The following is a 19460-nucleotide window of genomic DNA, read 5'->3' as shown; positions in this document are numbered from 1 at the left end:
TGTTCTCACTGAATGGGGCTCAGTCGCTTTTTCCAGCAGACTGGCCATTGAGATACTGACCGAGAAAGTGCTCATCCCGAGCCGCCTTCGCCTGATCAAACACCTTATATATCGCCTCGCCATCACCATTTTCAATGGCGCGGCGCAACTCGCTGAGATGACTACTAAACAGATCGATGCCCGCCAGCACCGCGTCGGCATTGGCCAGCACAATATCGTGCCACATCTTGGGGTCGCTGGATGCAATGCGGGTAAAATCACGAAACCCACCAGCGGCAAAGCGAAAAATCTCTGCCGCTCTACCGTCTTTGGCCAGGGCGTCCACCAGCGTATAGGCCAGCACATGGGGAAGATGACTGGTCGACGCCAGCACGGCGTCGTGCTCGGCCACCGGCATGCACACCACATCGGCGCCACTGGCCTGCCACATCTGCTCAACGGCCGTCACGGCCTCAGGCCGGGTTGTGGCAAGCGGCGTCAAAATGACGCGGTGATCTTCAAATAACCCGGCCCTAGCCGCCTCAACCCCGCTTTGCTCAGACCCGGCGATGGGGTGGCCCAAAACAAGATTGCTCGGCACATCACCAAAAATATGCTCGGCAGCCCGCTGGATATTGCCCTTCACACTGGCAACGTCGGTAACCACCATGGTGTCATTCCACAATGGCGCCAGGTCGCTAAGTACCGATTCGGCAACCAAGGTCGGCGTCGCAATAACCACGATATCAGCACCGCGGACGGCCTCAGCCAAGTCGAGGGTGTATTCGTCAATCACCCCTAATTCCAAACCTTTGGCGAGAGACGCCTCTCGCCGCCCGGTCGCGACAACACTGCCAACCTTGCCCTGGGCTTTCAAGGCCGCGGCAAGGGAGCCGCCCATCAAGCCGAGGCCGATAATGCACAGTCGGCCGATCACCAGCGAGCCTCCAGCACTTCAGCAAGGGCCGCAAGGAATCGGGCATTTTCAGACGCCAAGCCGACAGAAACCCGCAGGTGATTGGGCATGTCATAGATACCTACCGGCCGGACAATAACGCCACGTTCCAGCAGTGCCTGATAAATTGGCGCGGCCGGGCAAGGCAACTCAATGGCAATAAAATTACCGACCGAGGGAATGTAGGGCACACCCAACGTATCGAGCCCGGCACCCAGCTGGGCCAAACCCTCACGATTCACCTGCTGACTGCGCAGCAAATAATCTTCGTCGTCCAGCACTGCCTCCGCCGCTGCCAATGCCGGCACAGTGACGTTGAAGGGAGCCCGCACCCGATTGAGCAAATCGGCAATATCGGGGTGACTCACCGCATAACCCACCCGCAAGCCGGCCAGACCGTATGCCTTGGAGAAGGTGCGGGTCAAAATCAGGTTGGGGTAATCCTTAAGCAGCGCCAGCCCCTCTTCGCCACGACCCGTGCCGACAAACTCCACATAGGCTTCGTCGAGCACCACAATCACCTGCTCAGCCACCTTTGCCATAAAGGCCCGCAAATCGGAAAACGCCAGACAGGTGCCCGTCGGGTTGTTGGGGTTGGCAATGAAGACCAAGCGGGTATCGGGCTCGATGGCTGCCGCCATGGCGTCGAGGTCATGGCCCCAGTCCTGAGCTGGCGTAATGATGGCGCGAGCCCCTACCGCCTTCACTGAAATGGGGTAGACAATAAAGGCATGCTGGGAAAATACCGCCGAGCCGTCTTTGTCCAGAAACACCCGCGTAATCACGTCGAGCACGTCATTAGAACCGTTGCCCAAGGTCAATTGATTGGCATTCACACCCAGGCGGGGCGCCAGTTTCTTCTTCAGGGCAAACCCGCTGGCGTCAGGATAAAGATGGCTCTCAGCCAGAGCAGCCTGGGCAGCGGCCACGGCCAATGCCGAGGGGCCGAGGGGATTTTCATTACTCGCCAGCTTGACGACATCGCTCAGCCCCAGCTCCCGCTCAAGTTCTTCGATCGGTTTACCCGGCTGATAGGGGTGCAGTTCCTGCACACCACTGTTTGCCAAGCCAATCAGATCACAGCTCATAGCGCCGCCCGGGGGTAGGAACCCAAAATTTTGTAGGTTTGTGAGTGGGTTTCGATCACCTTCAAAATATCGGTGATCACCGCATCCTGCTGATGCCCCTCAAACTCGATGAAGAACAGATAAGTCCAGGCCTCGCTGCGAGACGGCCGGGTATCTATGCGGGTCAGCATGACATTGGCCTGCTCAAAGGGCTCGAGCAGACGCACCAGCGCGCCAGGAACATTACGCGCCGACACCACAATGGAAGTTTTATCACGACCACTGGGGGCAACATCTTCCCGGCCTATAATCAGAAAGCGCGTGGTGTTATTGGTCAGGTCTTCAATATCGCCGGCCACTACCGACAAGCCATATTGCTCTGCCGCGAGCTCTCCAGCCACCGCAGCAATGGAGGTGTCAGCTGCCGCCATTTTTGCGGCCTCGCCGTTGCTGCTCACCGCTTGCCGGGGAATACCCGGATAATGGGCATCCAGCCAGCGACGGCATTGGGCCAGCGCTTGCTGATGGGCAATAATTTTGGTGATTTGCTGATCCGCGTCCTTTTGCATCAACTGCAGGCGAATGCGCAAATCCACCTCACCACAAATTTTCAGCGGCGAATTAATAAAGGCATCCAGGGTTAGGGCAACCATCCCCTCAGTGGAATTTTCTACCGGCACCACACCGTAGTTACAGCGCCCGGCTTCCACATCCCGAAACACCGAATCGATCGACGCCTTGGGCACACTGTTGATGGCATGACCAAAGTGCTTGATGGCCGCGGCCTGGGTAAAGGTTCCCTCGGGACCGAGAAAGGCCACGTCCAGCGGTTTCTCCAGCGCCAGACAGGCCGACATAATTTCCCGAAAAATATAGGCGACGGTGTCATCTGCCAGAGGGCCTTCGTTGGCATCTTTGACCCGTTTGAGCACCTGGGCTTCCCGCTCCGGACGGTAGAACAGCAGCTGCTGGGAACTGCTGCTTTCACCACTGGATTCAAATTGGGCCGCACTGGCGTGCTCACGCAGTTTCACCTCCGCAACCTGCTGGGCACAGCGGGCCCGCTGGTTGAGCAGCCGGTGAATTTGGCTGTCGATATCATCAATCTGATTACGCAAGGTATTCAGATCCACCGGTTTTTCACCAGCGTCACCGCTGCCTGCGTTGTGGTCCTTTCCTGCAGTCATGGTCTTAGCCCTTGGTTTGGGCGAAATCTTTCATGTAGTGAATCAACGCATCCACGGCTGATTCCGGCACCGCATTGTAGACACTGGCACGCATGCCGCCCACCGAGCGATGACCTTTCAGGTTCAGCAGCCCCGCTTCTTCTGCCCCTTTCAGGAAGGCTTTATCCAGCGCAGCGTCAGCCAGAACAAAGGGAATATTCATGAGTGAGCGGCTCGCCACTTCCACCGGGTTACTGTAGAAATCGCTACCATCAATATAACCGTAGAGCTTTTCCGCCTTGCGACGATTGATGATCTCCATCGCTTCCAGGCCGCCCTGCTTTTTCAGCCATTTGAACACCAGCCCCGACAGGTACCAGGCCATGGTCGGCGGGGTGTTGTACATGGAGTCATTGTCCGCTGCCGTTTGGTAATTCAGCATGGTCGGGGTGATGCTTTGCGCCTTACCCAGCAAATCCTTGCGTACAATAACGATCGTCAGACCAGCAGGGCCAATGTTCTTTTGGGCACCGGCGTAAATCAGACCGAATTTGTTCACGTCGATAGGACGAGACAGAATCGTTGACGACATATCCGCCACCAGTGGCGCGGCTACCTCGGGTGTCCAGAAGAACTCAACACCGCCAATGGTTTCGTTTGGGGTGTAGTGCACGTAGGCCGCGTTATCGGTCAGCTGCCAGCGATCAAAGGCGGGAATGGTGGAGAAATTCGTATCTTCAGAGGACGCCGCCACGTTGACCTGACCAAAGCGCTTGGCTTCCTTGATGGCCTTTTTGGACCACTCACCGGTGTTGATATAGTCCGCTGTCTGGCCTTCAGCCATCAGGTTCAACGGGATGGCCGCAAATTGACTGCTGGCACCGCCCTGGACAAACAACACTGCGTAATCATCAGAGATACCGAGCAGTTCGCGCAGATCCTGCTCCGCCTCGGTGGCAATACCCACCATCTCATCGCTGCGGTGACTCATCTCCATTACCGACAGGCCCCTGCCCTGCCAGTCCAGCATTTCATCTCGAGCCTGGGCCAAAACGGATTCAGGCATGGCCGCCGGGCCCGCGCAGAAATTGTAGCGTCGTGTCATGTTTGCTTACTGCTCCAAAAAGAAAACCGGGGAGCATCGCCCCCCATTAATAATCAACCTGAGCTGGATCAGGCATCACTGGTCGGTGCGGCATCACCATCGCCGGCATCGGTCGGCGCAGTCACGGCGGACTCACCATCACCGCCCGCATCGCCGTCAACCTCGGCCACCACATCATCTTCGGCGACGCGCTGAACCCCCACCAGGTGCTCATCTTCCCGCAGACGGATTACCCGAACCCCCTGGGTGTTGCGACCCAGCAAGGAAATTTCGTCCGTGCGGGTTCTTACCAGTGTGCCCTGATCGGTGATCAGCATGAGATCATCGCCGTCGAACACCTGCACCGCGCCCACCAGGTCGCCGTTGCGCTCGGTAATTGCCATCGCGATAACACCGCGACTCCCCCGGCCTTTACAGGGGAAATCTTCCACCGACGTGCGCTTGCCGTAGCCATTTTCAGAAACGGTGAGTACCCTGCCACCCTCTTTCGGGATCAACATGGCGATCACTTTCTGGCCGTCATCCATCCGTACGCCGCGCACACCCCGAGCAGTCCGGCCCATGGCGCGAACATCACCCTCCTGGAAGCGGGCAGCCTTGCCGGCGCTGGTGAGCAACACGACATCGTCTTTGCCATCCGTAATGGCGGTCCCAATCAGTACATCGCCCTCGTCGAGCTCAAGAGCGCGAAGCCCCACACTGCGCGGCCGCGAGAAGGCCTCCAGAGGCGTCTTTTTCACGGTGCCCTGCTCGGTGGCCATAAAGATGAAGTAGCCTTCGGTATATTCGTGCACCGGCAGAATCGAGGTGATGCGCTCACCGTCATCCAGCGGCAGCAAGTTGATCATCGGCCGCCCCCGGGAATTGCGCCCTGCGACCGGAATCTGATACACCTTGAGCCAGTACACCTTGCCGATATTGCTGAAGCACAAAATGGTGTCGTGGGTGTTGGCAACCAGTAGGTGCTCGACAAAATCCTCTTCTTTTACAGCGGTTGCCGACTTACCCATGCCGCCGCGACGCTGCGCTGCGTAGGAATCCAGAGGCTGGGATTTGGCATAGCCGCCGTGGGAAATGGTCACTACCCGATCCTCTTCGGGAATCAGGTCTTCGTGGGTCAGATCCAGCTGGGAAGCCACAATTTCGGTGCGACGGTCATCGCCAAAGTCAGCCACAACCTGTTGCAGCTCACCGCGAATCACCGCCAACAAAGCGGTGTGGTCGCCTAGAATATTCAGGTATTCGGCTATCTCGTCCAGCTTGAGCTTGTACTCTTCCAACAGCTTTTCGTGTTCAAGGCCAGTCAGTTTCTGCAGGCGCAAATCCAAGATGGCCTGCACCTGGGCCGCCGACAGATAATATTTGCCGTCGCGAACACCGAGCCCTTCTTCAAGATCATCCGGGCGGCAGGCGCTCTCACCCGCCCGTTCGAGCATGGCGCTGACGCTGCCCAACTCCCAGGGACGCCCGATCAGGTTATCCCGGGCATCCTGGGTGGTAGCAGACGCTTTGATGGTGGCGATAATCTCGTCGATGTTGGCAATGGCCACCGCCAGGCCTTCCAGCACATGTCCCCGCTCCCGGGCTTTGCGCAGCAGGTAAACCGTGCGCCGGGTAACCACTTCACGGCGGTGACGGATAAAGTAATCCAGCAGCTCCTTCAAATTGAGGATGCGCGGCTGATTATCCACCAGAGCAACAATATTGATGCCGAAGACATTCTGCAGCTGGGTCTGGGCGTAGAGGTTATTCAGCACCACCTCACCGCTCTCGCCCCGCTTCATCTCTACCACGACCCGCAGACCATCTTTATCCGACTCGTCGCGCAGCTCAGAAATGCCCTCTATTTTCTTTTCTTTTACCAGCTCGGCGATCTTCTCAATCAAGCGCGCCTTGTTCACCTGATAAGGCAGCTCGGTAATGATGATCGTGTCTTTGTTGGTCTTCTCGTTGCTGATGACCTCGGCACGGGCACGCACATAAATGCGCCCACGCCCAGTTTTATATGCTTCCACAATGCCAGCGCGGCCATTAATAATCGCGGCAGTGGGAAAATCCGGCCCCGGCACAAATTCCATCAACTCTTCGACGGTAATATCAGGATTGTCCAACACCGCCAAACAGGCATTGACCACTTCCGCCAGATTATGGGGCGGGATATTGGTCGCCATCCCCACCGCGATGCCCGAAGAGCCGTTAATAAGCAGGTTGGGCACCTTGGTGGGCAGCACCGCCGGAATTTGTTCGGTGCCGTCGTAGTTGGGCACCCAGTCAACGGTTTCCTTTTCCAGATCGGCCAACAGCTCGTGGGACAGCTTTTGCATGCGGATTTCGGTGTAACGCATTGCCGCCGCATTGTCGCCATCGATGGAGCCGAAGTTACCCTGACCATCAACCAGCATGTAGCGCAGAGAGAATGGCTGGGCCATCCGAACGATGGTGTCGTACACCGCCGAGTCGCCGTGGGGGTGGTACTTACCGATTACATCACCGACCACACGGGCCGACTTTTTATAGCCCTTGTTCCAGTCGTTGCTGAGTTCGCTCATGGCGAACAATACCCGCCGGTGAACGGGCTTGAGGCCATCTCGCACATCGGGCAGGGCCCGGCCAACGATGACACTCATGGCGTAATCAAGGTAGGACTGCTTAAGCTCGTCCTCGATATTTACGGGAAGAATTTCTTTAGCTAAATCAGCCATTAACGGAAGATTTCCTTATTATCGGCCAGGGCGATGGCGCGGCATATCAAACAGGGGATAACCCATTTCCCCCCAACTCCACCAGCGTTGCCGTGACTGACTGTCACGCGCCTGTCGGGGGTGAAAACAAAACGGCGATCATAGCACGAATATCGCCACCGTAGACAGTTTGAAATCGCGGCAAATCAAGGAGCTAAGGCTCGATCACTTCCCCGGGCAGCACCGAATCTGAGTATACTGGCGCCTTTGCCGAGCTGGAGTTTTTGTCGCCCATGTCCGAGGCCATCCCCACCGTCGCCGACACGCTTATTTTTCCTCGCTGGATACTGCCGATTACCGATGGCGACCCGATTCTGGAGAACCACGCCCTCGCCATCAGCGGCGGGGTGATCACGGCCATTCTCCCCAGCGAACAAGCCCGCAGCGTGGTGGCCAAAGAACGCGTCGATCTGCCGGGCCAGATTGTTTTACCCGGGCTCATCAACGCCCACGGCCACGCCGCCATGAGCCTGCTTCGCGGCATGGCCGACGACTACCCGCTGATGACCTGGCTGAATGATCATATCTGGCCAACCGAGGGCCGCTGGGTAAGCGAGGAGTTTGTCCGCGACGGTGCCGCCCTGGCCCTGGCAGAAATGCTCAAAACCGGCACCACCTGTTTCAGCGACATGTATTTCTTCCCGGAGGTGGCAGCGGAGCTCACTCACCGCATCGGCATGCGCGCCCAATTCGCGTTTCCAATATTCGATTTCCCCTGCGCCTGGGGCAGCGGCCCCGACGAGTACTTTGCCAAGGGCCTGACCCTGCGCGACAAATACAAACAAAGCGACCTGATCAGCATTGCGTTCGGCCCTCATGCACCTTACACCGTTGGCGATGCGGCCCTCAGTCGGGTTGCCATGCTCAGCGCCGAAACCGAGGCCCCGGTGCAGATTCACCTGCACGAGACCCAAACCGAGGTCGACGATGCGGTAGGCGCGGATGGCCGCCGCCCCATTCAACGTCTGGCAGACCTGGGGCTGCTAACACCGCGAACCCAGTGCGTTCACCTGGCCGCCGTCAGCGATGAGGATGTCGCACTGCTGGCCACCCATGGCAGCCATGCTATTCATTGCCCCGAATCCAACCTGAAATTAGCCAGCGGCTTTTCGCCGGTCGAGAAAATGCGCCGGGCGGGTATCAACGTCGCCCTGGGCACTGATGGCGCCGCCAGCAACAATGACCTAGACCTGCTGGGCGAAATGCGCACCGCCGCACTGCTCGCCAAGGCGGTCGCCGGGGACGCCACCGCCCTACCCGATATGGCGGCCCTGCGCTGCGCAACGCTCAACGGCGCCAAAGCACTGGGCATCGACCACCTGGTTGGCAGCCTGGAAGTCGGCAAGCAAGCGGACCTGATCAGCATTGACCTGACCGACCTGGCCCAGCAGCCCCTCTACTCGCCCAGCTCGCAGATGGTCTACAGCAATGTCAGCCACCGGGTTCGCAATAGCTGGATAAAGGGTCAGCGGATGCTGGATAATGGCGCCCTCACCCAGTTGGACAGTCAGGAACTGGCCGCCAAGGCCGAGTATTGGCGCCAGCGTATTAGTGGAGTTTGATATGCAGCAGTATTCCAATGTGGACCCCGCCGAAATCGCCAAATTTGAAGAGTTGGCCCATCGCTGGTGGGACCGGGAAAGCGAGTTCAAGCCCCTTCACGATATTAATCCGCTGCGGGTGAATTACATTGACCAGCGCTCCCCCCTGGCCGAGAAAAAGGTGTTGGACGTGGGCTGCGGCGGCGGCATTTTGTCTGAGGCGATGGCCCAGCGCGGCGCCAAAGTCACCGGCATTGACATGGGCGAAACCCCGCTGAGCGTTGCCCGACTGCATCAACTCGAATCCGGCGTCAAAGTGGACTACTTTCAAGCCACCGCCGAGGAAATGGCCGAGGACCAACCCGGCACCTACGATGTTGTCACCTGCCTGGAAATGCTGGAGCACGTGCCCAATCCGGCGTCAGTCATTCGGGCCTGCGCGAGCTTGTGCAAGCCCGGCGGCGACCTCTATTTCTCCACCATCAACCGTAACCCCAAGTCCTTTATGTTTGCGATTGTTGGCGCCGAGTACGTACTGCAGATGCTGCCCAAGGGCACCCATGAATTCAGCAAATTCATTCGTCCCGCTGAACTGGCCGGCTGGGTGCGCGAGGCTGATCTTTCCCTCGAACACATGACCGGCATGGTCTACAACCCCCTCACCAAGCGCTACAAGCTGACCGAGCGGGATGTCGACGTGAACTACATGATCCACGTCAAGAAGCCCGACTGATGCTCAAAGCCGTTTTATTTGACCTCGATGGCACCCTGCTCGATACGGCGTCCGACTTCACCACCGTTCTCAATAGCATGCTCGCCGCGCGCGACCTGCCCCTGCAAAACTATGAGGCAGTTCGGCAAAACGTCTCCAACGGCGCTCGCGCCGTGATCAAACTCGGCTTCTCCCAGGATGAAAACACCCCCGGATTTGCTGAACTACTGACCGAATTTCTCGACCGCTACGCCGACAACCTCGCCGACCACACCACACTGTTTCCCGGCATGGCCAAAGTTCTGGAGGATTTGGAATGCTGGGGCCTGAAGTGGGGCGTCGTCACCAACAAGCCAGCCCGCTTCACCCTGCCCCTGCTCGCCACATTAAACCTCGATAAACGCTGCGGCCCGGCAATTTGCCCCGATCACGTCAGCCGTCGCAAACCCGACCCAGAGCCCCTGCTGCTGGCCTGTGAGCAATTGGACATCGAACCTGAACAGGCCATCTACGTGGGCGATCACGTGCGCGACATCGAAGCGGGCCGCGCCGCTGCCATGCCCACCATCGCCTGCCGCTATGGGTATATCTCCAGCGATGAAGACATCGCTTCCTGGCAGGCAGATTACATTGTCGATCAACCCGCTGAACTGGCCGATATTGTTGCCGCACTGCTGGCAAACGATATCGCCTGACTCCCAGCACCATTCTTAACCGATACGAGGCTTACCAGTGGCTGACACCCTTCCTCACGACTTCACGCCGGGCGATGCCTGTCTGCAAAACAAAATCATTCTGGTGACCGGTGCCGGCGACGGCATCGGCAGAGCCGCAGCGCTGCGGTTTGCCGCCCACGGCGCCAACGTGATTCTGCTTGGCCGCACCGTGGAAAAACTGGAAGCGGTGTACGACGAGATCGAGGCAGCCGGTCACCCCCAGGCGGCAATCTACCCATTGCACCTGCGCGGCGCCGTCATGCAGGACTACGAGCAACTGGCCAATACCATTGAGCAGGAGTTTGGCCGACTTGATGGATTGCTCCATAACGCCAGCGTGCTTGGCCAGCGCCGCACCCTTGCGCAAACCACAGTAGACAGCTGGGAAGAGGTGTTGCAGGTCAATCTGACGGCGCCCTTTATGATGACCCAGGCCCTGCTACCGGTGATGGCCGCAGCGGGCAAGGCATCACTGGTATTCACTTCGTCAAGCGTGGGGAGAAAGGGCCGCGCCTATTGGGGGGCCTACTCGGTATCCAAATTTGGCACGGAGGCGATGATGCAGATTCTGGCGGATGAGGAATTCAGCCTTAACGGCATTCGGGTGAACAGCATCAACCCGGGAGCCACCAATACCGTGATGCGCCGACTGGCTTACCCCGGCGAGAATCCCGCTTCAAACCCCTCGCCCGAGGAAATCATGCCGCTGTACCTGTATCTGATGAGTGATGACAGTGCTGGGGTCAATGGCCGACAGTTTGACGCCCAACCAAAATAAGCGGTGTAAGTCGCACAAAAAAAGGCGAACAGATTTGTTCGCCTTTTTTCGCAATACCAGGGATTAAGCCCGCAAGGCTTCCTGCATGCGCTCGATCTGCTCCCGATATCCCGCATCTTCCTCGGCGGGATCGACTGGCAGCCCCAGGCGGGCAAAGGCCGTCACGTCGGCCCAGTTCACCGATGCAAAAGGGTGTTGGGTGCCGACGTAACTGTGAAGATTGGCCACGGTGACCAAGTCGGCGTAATCCGCCCGGTCCACTTCCCGGTCAAACTTCAAGTGATCGACCGGCACGTTCACCAGCTCCGGCGCAAAGCCCCAGGACTCCAGAATCCGGGTGCCGATTTCCGGCGCCAACTGCACCAGCACCTGATCCAGCATGGTTGGGTGGTCTCGCAGAAACCCCCGACCTACAGCGTAGTTCAGCAGCGGTAACGCGCCGATCTGGTGAATGATTCCAGCCAGCGTGGCCAGCTCTGGTTTCAGATGGCGCTGGCTCTTCGCCAATGTATTGCAGATCGCTGCAACATCGGTGCTATGCACCCACAAAGCCCGCATCCGGGCATTAAGATTCTCTTTGGTCGACAGAAATATCTGCTGCATCGCCAGTGCCGTCACCAAGGTGCTGGTATAGGAAAGTCCTATTCGACTGATGGCCGTTTTCACGTCCACCACCGGCTCCTGGGCGCGCAGCAACGAGCTATTGGACACCCGCAAAATACGGGCAGCCAGAGAGCTGTCATGCTCAATGATGGTGGCCAACACAGGGATACTGACATCGGGATCGCTGGCGGCCTCCCTCACCTCAAGGGCGACCTCCGGGAGGGTCGGCAGCACGATGGAATCATCTTCGATTGCGCGAATGATATCGCTTCGGATTTGCCCGATAACTTGACTCATAGTTGTAACTTATCAATCCGCATATTTTGGCAAAGCGTAGCAGATAGCGGCCAACCTGCCTTATCGCCAAAAATACCTACACCGCCTCGGCAGGGCCGATACACCTTTTCAGAAAAGGCACAGAAAGCAATCCTGCGGACATAAAAAAGGGCCACCCAGTGGGCAGCCCCCTATCACCGAATCGGCGCGCAACCGGAGGCTACAAGCTCCCGGCGACGGCGGCCAGAGCCGCCTGGGCATCCACCGTCTTGCCCTGTTCGGCAAAGGCGTCGGCCAGTGCGTTGATCAGCAGCTCAATGTTCTCCCGCCGGGCGCTATGGCCCATCAGACCAATGCGCCATACTTTTCCAGCGAAATCGCCCAGACCTGCGCCGATCTCCAGGTTGTATTTGCTGAGCAGGAAGGCCCGCGCCTGGGCATCGTCAACGCCCTCGGGAATATACACACTGTTAAGCTGGGGCAAACGCGCACCGGCTTTAACCACAAAGCGCATTCCAAGGGCCTCCAGACCCGCCGCCAGGGCCTGATGCATACTGGCGTGACGCAGCCAGGCGTTTTCGAGCCCCTCTTCCTTCAAAGCAACCAGGGCTTCATGCAAACCATACAGGGCATTCACCGGCGCGGTATGGTGGTAGGCGCGCTTACCGCCCTGCCCCCAGTATCCCAGGATCAGGTTCATATCCAGAAACCAGCTCTGAACGGGCGTCTTGCGCGCTTTGATCGCTGCCACCGCCGCATCGCTAAAGGTTACCGGCGACAGCCCCGGGGTGCAGGACAAACACTTCTGGGTACCGGAGTACACCGCATCGGCTTTCCAGCGATCAACATACAGCGGCACCCCGCCCAGCGAGGTCACGGTGTCGACAATACTCAGGCAGTTGTGACGCTTGGCCAGGGCACACAGGGTTTCGGCATCGCTGAGGGCGCCGGTCGAGGTTTCCGCATGCACAAAGGCAAGCACTTTCGCGTCGGGATGCGCTGCCAACACCTGCTCCACCGCGGCGGGATCAACAGGCTCGCCCCAGGGCTGATCAACCGCCACCGCAGTGGCGCCGCAGCGCTGCACATTTTCAATCATCCGCTTGCCAAACACCCCGTTCACGGCAACCACCGCCTTATCGCCGGGTTCCAGCAAGTTGGCGAAGCACGCTTCCATGCCCGCTGAACCGGGCGCAGAGACCGGCAACGTCAACGCGTTCTCAGTCTGAAAGGCATATTTCAGCAGGGCTTTGATCTCATCCATCAGCTCAATAAAGCGAGGATCCAAATGGCCAATGGTGGGCCGGGCCAACGCATCGAGAATCCGCTGGGGGACATCTGAAGGTCCAGGACCCATCAGCACCCGCTGGGGGGCAACGAAAGAGGAAATCTGCATAAAAGCCTCACAGGTGACATGATTCGGAGACGCTGCAAGCAAAGGGGCAGCGAAAAAGGCGAGTATTGTACCCAATTTGGTCAACGGCTGGGCAACTTGCGCGGCGTGCCTGCAAATCTGATGATGATCAGGAGCAAAAGCATGCGGCTGAGCTCACACCCGGTGAATACCGCTATTTCCCTTCACAGCAAAAATAGGCATCATGAAATTGCAACAATTGCGGTGCATCCGGGCCGAGGTGTGATACGTATATTGAGTGATACGTCATCGGGTGATGCTTAACGCGCAGGGCGAGCTTGCATGGGAGTGCATCCCTACCCCCCTCCCGGGAGACGGGACGGCCACTTCGCCAACCCTGTTTCGCGCTAGCAAGTCACAGCGCACAGGACTGCCACCGCCATATTATTTTTGCCGGGATAACACTATTCACTGCCACCTTCCCCGGCTGCTGACAGGAGATCGTTTTATGATAGAACGCCTTCGCCGCACACTTCACGAGCTCCGGCTCGCCGTTCGTCGCCACCTCGAGTCGGTCCGTTTCGAGGAGCAAAGTCTACGGGATGAGCCCTACCAGGAAGGGCAATTAGTGCCGATTCGTGTTGAGGCCAGCCGACACCAGCCCCGCTACCGGCGGTAGCCCAACCGCCCGCTCACAATCGATTAACTCCCTCTACAAGATGGCGCGGTGGCACTCTCGCCGACGCCACTTCGCTACTGGACTCTGACCCGCGCCCTGCGCAAAATGGCAGCTTGCGGCCCCAAACCACAGAACCCGAATTCATGTCAGAGATTGTCAGTAAACTCCCCCAAGTGGGCACCACCATCTTCAGCGTGATGTCTGCTCTTGCGAGCGAGCACAATGCCCTGAATTTATCCCAGGGCTTCCCGGATTTTCCGGCGCCCCAAAGCCTGCTCGACGATTTAAACCGCCACGCCCAGGCGGGCCGCAACCAATACCCCCCCATGAGTGGCGCGGCGGAGTTGCGCCAGGCATTGGCCGAATTGATCAAGCGGAGTTATCAGCGGCAGGTCTGCCCGGATCGGGAAATCACCATCACCTCCGGCGCCACAGAAGGGCTGTTCGTGGCGATACACACGCTGGTCAACCCGGGCGATGAAGTGATCGTGTTCGACCCCGCCTACGATAGTTACGAGCCAGCGGTCACCCTAGCGGGAGGACACTGCCGCCACATTCCGCTGGCGGCACCCGATTTTCGCCCTGATTGGCAGCAGGTCGTGGACAGCATCAACCCGCGCACCCGCTGCATCATCGTGAACAGCCCCCACAACCCCAGCGCGACCGTTTTTAGTCAGGCCGACTGGCTGCAGCTTCAGCAGATCGTCATCGACAACAATCTGTTTTTGATTAGCGACGAAGTCTACGAGCATATCGTCTTTGATAATCACCCGCGGCTAAGTGCCAACCGCTTTGAGGCTCTAGCGCAACGCAGCTTCATCGTGTCCTCCTTTGGCAAGACCTTTCATTGCACAGGTTGGAAGACCGGCTACTGCGTTGCGCCGTCTGCGCTCACCACCGAATTTCGCAAAATTCATCAGTACGTTACCTTCGCCAGCTTTGCGCCGGCGCAATATGCCCTGGCCGATATGCTCAACCACCAGCCGCAGCACATTGAGCAACTCGGGGCTTTCTATCAGCAGCGGCGTGACCGCTTTGCCACCGCGCTGGCGTCCAGCCGCCTAAAATTACTTCCCAGTGCAGGAACCTATTTCATGCTGGCTGACTACAGCGCAATCAGTGAGCTAGGCGACATTGAATTTTGCCAATGGTTGACTCAGCATGCTGGGGTGGCCGCCATCCCCTTGTCGGTGTTTTATCAAACACCACCACAAAGCCGCATTATTCGATTCTGTTTTGCCAAACAAGACGCCACCTTAGATCAAGCTGCCGAGAAACTATGTCGACTGTAACGGTGAGCGCCATCCAGGCGCCCCTCACATGGCAGGACCCCGACGCCAACCATCGCTACTTTGCCAATCAAATGGCATCCCTTTTGAACGTGGATGTGGTGGTGCTTCCAGAGATGTTTAGCACGGGCTTTTCCATGGCCAGCGACACCATCGCCGAAGCCAGCGACGGCCCCACCCTGGCGTGGATGAAATCCCAAGCGGCGCGCCTCGACGCTGCCGTCACCGGCTCGGTCGCCGTCCGCGACGGCAACGCCTATTTCAACCGGATGTTCTGGGTCGAGCCCGACGGCAGCGTCAGCTATTACGACAAGCGGCACCTGTTTCGGATGGCCGCCGAGCACCATCATTACCACGCCGGACAAGAACGTGTCATCGTGCCCTGGCGCGGCCTGCGCTTTTGTCTGCAAGTGTGTTACGACCTGCGCTTTCCCGTGTTTTCGCGCAACCGTGGCGATTACGACGTGTTGATTTACGTCGCCAACTGGCCCGCCGCCCGGGCTCACGCATGGCGCACTTTGTTGCCCGCCCGGGCCATTGAAAACCAGTGTTACACCATCGGCGTGAACCGGGTTGGCCAGGACGGCAATGGCCATGACTACAGCGGCGACAGCGTGGTTCTGAATTATCTGGGCCAGCCCCTGCAAAGCGCCCCGGCCAATGCCGCCGTCACCCTGCAGTGTGAACTGGATGGCGCCAAACTGACCGCGTTCCGGGAGAGTTTTCCGGCCGCACTGGATGCCGATGATTTTGAATTGCATTAATAAAATCGACAGGTTCACAGGCCCATTTTGTTTCTAATGCACACGCTCGTAGTGTCACGACCCGAGAACGGTCAAAAACTGAACCCGAACTTTTCATCCCCACCTGTGTGGGGAACACGGTGCTGATGCAGGGCGATGGCGAGCACAAAGGCGGTTCATCCCCACCTGCGTGGGGAACACGTTGACCGTTCAGGTCTGCGTAGATGTAGTAGCGGTTCATCCCCACCTGCGTGGGGAACACGCTGCTGAATCTGCTGGCCACACCGATGCCACCGGTTCATCCCCACCTGCGTGGGGAACACGAACGCATCCACCGGCTAATGTGGGAATCCGGCGGTTCATCCCCACCTGCGTGGGGAACACCGATCCCTAGCGTGTAGGTTTCGACGGGAATGCGGTTCATCCCCACCTGCGTGGGGAACACCCAACAAAATGCCGCCCACTGTGCGCCGGTATCGGTTCATCCCCACCTGCGTGGGGAACACCTTGTGCGGGCCTAGCAGCCAGTCGATGTGCGCGGTTCATCCCCACCTGCGTGGGGAACACCGCAGCCTGATTGCCAGTATTGCCCACCAACGCGGTTCATCCCCACCTGCGTGGGGAACACGGGGATGGGTCGGCCCGCGTTAGACGTAGGGACGGTTCATCCCCACCTGCGTGGGGAACACCCAGCCACCACGGCCCGAAACCGATTGCAGCGCGGTTCATCCCCACCTGCGTGGGGAACACGCTGCAGCGTTCCGCGAAGACCCCGCCAAGGTGCGGTTCATCCCCACCTGCGTGGGGAACACGTAGTAGCGGTCTGCCACCACACTGCCCAACTCGGTTCATCCCCACCTGCGTGGGGAACACTGGACCTGAGCCCGTCTGAGCTGACGCGAAAGCGGTTCATCCCCACCTGCGTGGGGAACACATCAGGTGCCCCTGTAGTCGATATGTTTGCCGCGGTTCATCCCCACCTGCGTGGGGAACACATACCCCACCACCACCGACCGACCGCCCGGTACGGTTCATCCCCACCTGCGTGGGGAACACGCGAGGGGAACCCGGCGAACTGGTGGGGGAACCGGTTCATCCCCACCTGCGTGGGGAACACCAGGAAGCTATCAACCAGCGGGACGCGAAAGCCGGTTCATCCCCACCTGCGTGGGGAACACGCAACCTCTGATTGAGCGCTGTTTTGGTATTGCGGTTCATCCCCACCTGCGTGGGGAACACCCAACAAAATGCCGCCCACTGTGCGCCGGTATCGGTTCATCCCCACCTGCGTGGGGAACACTTCGACAAAAAGATCATGGATCGCGTCTAACTCGGTTCATCCCCACCTGCGTGGGGAACACCCCCGGCACCGCGTACCGCTACCGGCTTATCTCGGTTCATCCCCACCTGCGTGGGGAACACGCCCTGCAGGGCTGCGATAGCCTCAAACATGCCGGTTCATCCCCACCTGCGTGGGGAACACGTCGCTAAATTGCAGCGTGTAGGCCGCGCCCGCGGTTCATCCCCACCTGCGTGGGGAACACAGCGGGCTCAGTACCATCAGGCGACAGCCCCACGGTTCATCCCCACCTGCGTGGGGAACACCTCCAGCAATTCGGCGGAGGTATGCCGATACTCGGTTCATCCCCACCTGCGTGGGGAACACTGCGCCCACAGATATTGCTGATTGTTGGTTCGCGGTTCATCCCCACCTGCGTGGGGAACACGCCCCCCGTTCGAATACTGGGTTGTCGGCCCCCGGTTCATCCCCACCTGCGTGGGGAACACAAATGCATTCAAATTTGCATGATGACCGAATACGGTTCATCCCCACCTGCGTGGGGAACACCTCCCCAACTCCTGTTTTTGCTGGGAATATGGCGGTTCATCCCCACCTGCGTGGGGAACACGTTTCCTATATGGGGCTCTCACTGATAATGGGCGGTTCATCCCCACCTGCGTGGGGAACACCCTCCAAGCTGTCAGGATAAAGCCGGTGATACCGGTTCATCCCCACCTGCGTGGGGAACACTTATTGTTATTGCTTCTCTTCGCGTCAAGTGCCGGTTCATCCCCACCTGCGTGGGGAACACTGGGGAAATTCGATGATACTGCTCTGTTTTTGCGGTTCATCCCCACCTGCGTGGGGAACACACCCCTTCCCAGCACAAAACCATTCGTCAAACGCGGTTCATCCCCACCTGCGTGGGGAACACTTAATCTGTTCAAAGAGCTGGTCGATTTTCTGCGGTTCATCCCCACCTGCGTGGGGAACACATTTCGGCAACAGGTTTATTTTTAGCTGGTTGCGGTTCATCCCCACCTGCGTGGGGAACACCTCGGGATTTGCAACATAAAACGCCGCCATATCGGTTCATCCCCACCTGCGTGGGGAACACACTAAGTCTACATGCTTGTTTTTAAAGAACAAATCGGCGATGAAAAAATCTACCGACTATTGAGTAGTATTATCAGGATTTTCCGAGGGGATAAATTTCACAAGTCTTAGCCCATCCAACTCCACGGGCATACGTCGATTTTCACCATGCGTTACAAAGTCAAACCCTGATTCCGTATTTGTCGCCCAGGCCATAACCGCGTTGCCGTCATCCGCCAATTCGGTAATCTGATGCCAAATCATTTCCCTAATCCGGCGCGATACATCACCTACATAAACACCCGCGCGAATTTCCAACAGCCACACCGCCAATCGACCGCGAAGTCGTGGCGGCACTGCTTCGGTAACGACCACGCACATGCTCACCGTTAACCGCTCCTGTGTCCGCTATCACCAATGGACTCGGGCTCCGGAATCGCGGGAGGCTGTGCATCTCTTGGAGGTTCTGGAGGATTAATTTCCCCGGCGGCCAATACTTCCTCAACCAACGGTATCAAGCGTTTCAGAATCTTGGACGTTCGAAAACTGTCGCGACACGCAATGCGGGTTTCCCGGTCGGCAAACGGGGGCTTTTTTGCAGCGATCTGAAATGCGACGGGAACCACCGTTTCAAACTTCACAATATCAGCAATATCGTAAACAAAACTCAGCGGTTTGCCCGAGTGAAGGAAGCCTATGGCGGGTGCGTACCCGGCTGCCAATACAGCCGCTTCCGTTACGCCATATAGGCATGAAGTCGCTGCACTGAGACATTGATTGGCTATGTCACCCTTTTTCCAATCCTTGGGGTCGTAGCGACGACCATGCCATTGCACACCGTACTGCTGCGCCAGCAGTTCATAGGTCTTGCGCACGCGCGCGCCTTCGATGCCACGCAACTGGTCTACACTTCGTCGCTCAGGAGCTGGTTCACCGAAACGCAGTTCAAACATTTTGCGAACCACTTTTAGTCGCAAGCTTTCATCCAACGCCAACTGCGCCTGGTACAACAGCCGATCAGACCGCGCACCGCCAGGTTGCCCCGCCGCATATAAACGGACCCCTGCCTCGCCCACCCAGATCAACAGCGTACCCACTGTCGAGGCGAGTTTAACGGCGGCATGGCTGACCCTGGCACCCGGCTCCAGCATCAGGCAGGCCAAGCTGCCAACCGGAATCAGCATCCGCTCACCATTGACTTCATCAACCACGCAGAACGCGCCATCACGCACATCCAACTGCCCGCGGCCAACAAACACCATTGAATTGCGGTCTTTAATGGGGATGGGTTTAAGTGGGACGAAATTTCCTTTATCACTCATTGGACAGCTTCCTTTTATGTCCGTACCGACCTCGCGCCAGATTAAAACCCCGCCGTG

The 19460-nt window shown here is 58.2% G+C and carries 16 protein-coding genes and 1 CRISPR repeat array; of the genes, 7 read left to right on the top strand and 9 right to left on the bottom strand.

What is annotated here, in order from left to right; genetic code table 11:
* Positions 1-19: 19 nt before the first annotated feature.
* The 5 genes from NCG89_RS16400 to gyrA form a co-directional block, all read right to left on the bottom strand.
* Positions 20-916 carry a prephenate dehydrogenase/arogenate dehydrogenase family protein gene (locus NCG89_RS16400; RefSeq protein WP_251087642.1) on the bottom strand — a complete coding sequence of 299 codons (897 nt, stop codon included), beginning with the start codon at positions 914-916 and terminating at the stop codon, positions 20-22.
* Positions 913-2022 carry a histidinol-phosphate transaminase gene (gene hisC / locus NCG89_RS16395; protein ID WP_251087641.1) on the bottom strand — a complete coding sequence of 370 codons (1110 nt, stop codon included), beginning with the start codon at positions 2020-2022 and terminating at the stop codon, positions 913-915. Before hisC ends, NCG89_RS16400 begins: the two co-directional genes overlap by 4 nt.
* A complete protein-coding gene (gene pheA / locus NCG89_RS16390; RefSeq protein WP_251087640.1) occupies positions 2019-3188 on the bottom strand; it encodes a prephenate dehydratase in 1170 nt (389 codons plus the stop codon). The genes hisC and pheA overlap by 4 nt, the downstream gene beginning before the upstream one ends.
* Before the next feature lie 4 nt (positions 3189-3192).
* Positions 3193-4272: a 3-phosphoserine/phosphohydroxythreonine transaminase gene (gene serC / locus NCG89_RS16385; protein ID WP_251087639.1), complete on the bottom strand. Its 1080-nt coding sequence runs from the start codon at positions 4270-4272 to the stop codon at positions 3193-3195.
* 68 nt (positions 4273-4340) lie between these two features.
* Entirely contained in the window at positions 4341-6974 is a 2634-nt protein-coding gene (gene gyrA, locus NCG89_RS16380) for a DNA gyrase subunit A (protein ID WP_251087638.1), read from the bottom strand.
* A 272-nt stretch (positions 6975-7246) separates the two neighbouring features.
* Between gyrA and NCG89_RS16375 the strand changes: the two genes are divergently transcribed.
* The 4 genes from NCG89_RS16375 to NCG89_RS16360 are packed head-to-tail and all read left to right on the top strand — an operon-like array spanning position 7247 to position 10760.
* Positions 7247-8575, top strand: coding sequence for a TRZ/ATZ family hydrolase (locus tag NCG89_RS16375; protein WP_251087637.1), 1329 nt, complete (start codon positions 7247-7249; stop codon positions 8573-8575).
* A 1-nt stretch (position 8576) separates the two neighbouring features.
* On the top strand, positions 8577-9287 hold the full coding sequence (gene ubiG, locus NCG89_RS16370) for a bifunctional 2-polyprenyl-6-hydroxyphenol methylase/3-demethylubiquinol 3-O-methyltransferase UbiG (protein ID WP_251087636.1): 711 nt from the start codon (positions 8577-8579) through the stop codon (positions 9285-9287).
* Positions 9287-9961 (top strand): phosphoglycolate phosphatase, encoded by a 675-nt coding sequence (gene gph / locus NCG89_RS16365; protein WP_251087635.1) that lies wholly within the window; start codon positions 9287-9289, stop codon positions 9959-9961. Before ubiG ends, gph begins: the two co-directional genes overlap by 1 nt.
* A gap of 37 nt (positions 9962-9998) precedes the next feature.
* On the top strand, positions 9999-10760 hold the full coding sequence (locus tag NCG89_RS16360) for a YciK family oxidoreductase (protein WP_251087634.1): 762 nt from the start codon (positions 9999-10001) through the stop codon (positions 10758-10760).
* A gap of 63 nt (positions 10761-10823) precedes the next feature.
* Here the strand turns inward: NCG89_RS16360 and NCG89_RS16355 are convergent, their stop codons facing one another.
* Both NCG89_RS16355 and NCG89_RS16350 read right to left on the bottom strand, forming a co-directional pair.
* Positions 10824-11660, bottom strand: a complete 837-nt coding sequence (locus tag NCG89_RS16355; RefSeq protein WP_251087633.1) for an HDOD domain-containing protein — start codon at positions 11658-11660, stop codon at positions 10824-10826.
* Positions 11661-11859: 199 nt separating this feature from the next.
* Complete coding sequence (locus tag NCG89_RS16350; RefSeq protein ID WP_251087632.1) at positions 11860-13035, bottom strand: pyridoxal-phosphate-dependent aminotransferase family protein; 1176 nt, start codon at positions 13033-13035, stop codon at positions 11860-11862.
* 466 nt (positions 13036-13501) lie between these two features.
* Between NCG89_RS16350 and NCG89_RS16345 the strand changes: the two genes are divergently transcribed.
* The 3 genes from NCG89_RS16345 to NCG89_RS16335 all read left to right on the top strand — a co-directional run bounded on the left by NCG89_RS16345 (position 13502) and on the right by NCG89_RS16335 (position 15725).
* The gene (locus NCG89_RS16345; RefSeq protein ID WP_251087631.1) at positions 13502-13672 is read left to right on the top strand and encodes a hypothetical protein; all 171 of its coding nucleotides are present in this window, start codon (positions 13502-13504) and stop codon (positions 13670-13672) included.
* A 143-nt stretch (positions 13673-13815) separates the two neighbouring features.
* Positions 13816-14964: a pyridoxal phosphate-dependent aminotransferase gene (locus NCG89_RS16340; protein WP_251087630.1), complete on the top strand. Its 1149-nt coding sequence runs from the start codon at positions 13816-13818 to the stop codon at positions 14962-14964.
* The gene (locus NCG89_RS16335; protein WP_251087629.1) at positions 14952-15725 is read left to right on the top strand and encodes an amidohydrolase; all 774 of its coding nucleotides are present in this window, start codon (positions 14952-14954) and stop codon (positions 15723-15725) included. Before NCG89_RS16340 ends, NCG89_RS16335 begins: the two co-directional genes overlap by 13 nt.
* Before the next feature lie 89 nt (positions 15726-15814).
* A CRISPR array of direct repeats spans positions 15815-18103; the repeat unit is 29 nt; unit sequence CGGTTCATCCCCACCTGCGTGGGGAACAC.
* 56 nt (positions 18104-18159) lie between these two features.
* On the opposite strand, the gene cas2e is transcribed toward NCG89_RS16335, so the two are convergent.
* Both cas2e and cas1e read right to left on the bottom strand, forming a co-directional pair.
* Positions 18160-18462 (bottom strand): type I-E CRISPR-associated endoribonuclease Cas2e, encoded by a 303-nt coding sequence (cas2e, locus tag NCG89_RS16330; RefSeq protein WP_349631937.1) that lies wholly within the window; start codon positions 18460-18462, stop codon positions 18160-18162.
* A gap of 8 nt (positions 18463-18470) precedes the next feature.
* Positions 18471-19403 carry a type I-E CRISPR-associated endonuclease Cas1e gene (cas1e, locus tag NCG89_RS16325; RefSeq protein ID WP_251087627.1) on the bottom strand — a complete coding sequence of 311 codons (933 nt, stop codon included), beginning with the start codon at positions 19401-19403 and terminating at the stop codon, positions 18471-18473.
* Positions 19404-19460 lie beyond the last annotated feature (57 nt).

The organism is Spongiibacter taiwanensis (assembly GCF_023702635.1).
GTDB classification, from domain to species: Bacteria; Pseudomonadota; Gammaproteobacteria; order Pseudomonadales; family Spongiibacteraceae; genus Spongiibacter; species Spongiibacter taiwanensis.
This window is presented reverse-complemented; position numbering and strand designations above follow the sequence as displayed.

Bases quoted from the DNA above. Each gene is read 5' to 3' on its own strand.
- NCG89_RS16375 (WP_251087637.1), top strand. From the start codon at position 7,247: ATGTCCGAGGCCATCCCCACCGTCGCCGACACGCTTATTTTTCCTCGC.
- cas1e (WP_251087627.1), bottom strand. From the start codon at position 19,403: ATGAGTGATAAAGGAAATTTCGTCCCACTTAAACCCATCCCCATTAAA.
- gyrA (WP_251087638.1), bottom strand. From the start codon at position 6,974: ATGGCTGATTTAGCTAAAGAAATTCTTCCCGTAAATATCGAGGACGAG.
- gph (WP_251087635.1), top strand. From the start codon at position 9,287: ATGCTCAAAGCCGTTTTATTTGACCTCGATGGCACCCTGCTCGATACG.
- NCG89_RS16335 (WP_251087629.1), top strand. From the start codon at position 14,952: ATGTCGACTGTAACGGTGAGCGCCATCCAGGCGCCCCTCACATGGCAG.
- NCG89_RS16350 (WP_251087632.1), bottom strand. From the start codon at position 13,035: ATGCAGATTTCCTCTTTCGTTGCCCCCCAGCGGGTGCTGATGGGTCCT.
- hisC (WP_251087641.1), bottom strand. From the start codon at position 2,022: ATGAGCTGTGATCTGATTGGCTTGGCAAACAGTGGTGTGCAGGAACTG.
- serC (WP_251087639.1), bottom strand. From the start codon at position 4,272: ATGACACGACGCTACAATTTCTGCGCGGGCCCGGCGGCCATGCCTGAA.
- ubiG (WP_251087636.1), top strand. From the start codon at position 8,577: ATGCAGCAGTATTCCAATGTGGACCCCGCCGAAATCGCCAAATTTGAA.
- pheA (WP_251087640.1), bottom strand. From the start codon at position 3,188: ATGACTGCAGGAAAGGACCACAACGCAGGCAGCGGTGACGCTGGTGAA.
- cas2e (WP_349631937.1), bottom strand. From the start codon at position 18,462: ATGTGCGTGGTCGTTACCGAAGCAGTGCCGCCACGACTTCGCGGTCGA.
- NCG89_RS16355 (WP_251087633.1), bottom strand. From the start codon at position 11,660: ATGAGTCAAGTTATCGGGCAAATCCGAAGCGATATCATTCGCGCAATC.
- NCG89_RS16340 (WP_251087630.1), top strand. From the start codon at position 13,816: ATGTCAGAGATTGTCAGTAAACTCCCCCAAGTGGGCACCACCATCTTC.
- NCG89_RS16345 (WP_251087631.1), top strand. From the start codon at position 13,502: ATGATAGAACGCCTTCGCCGCACACTTCACGAGCTCCGGCTCGCCGTT.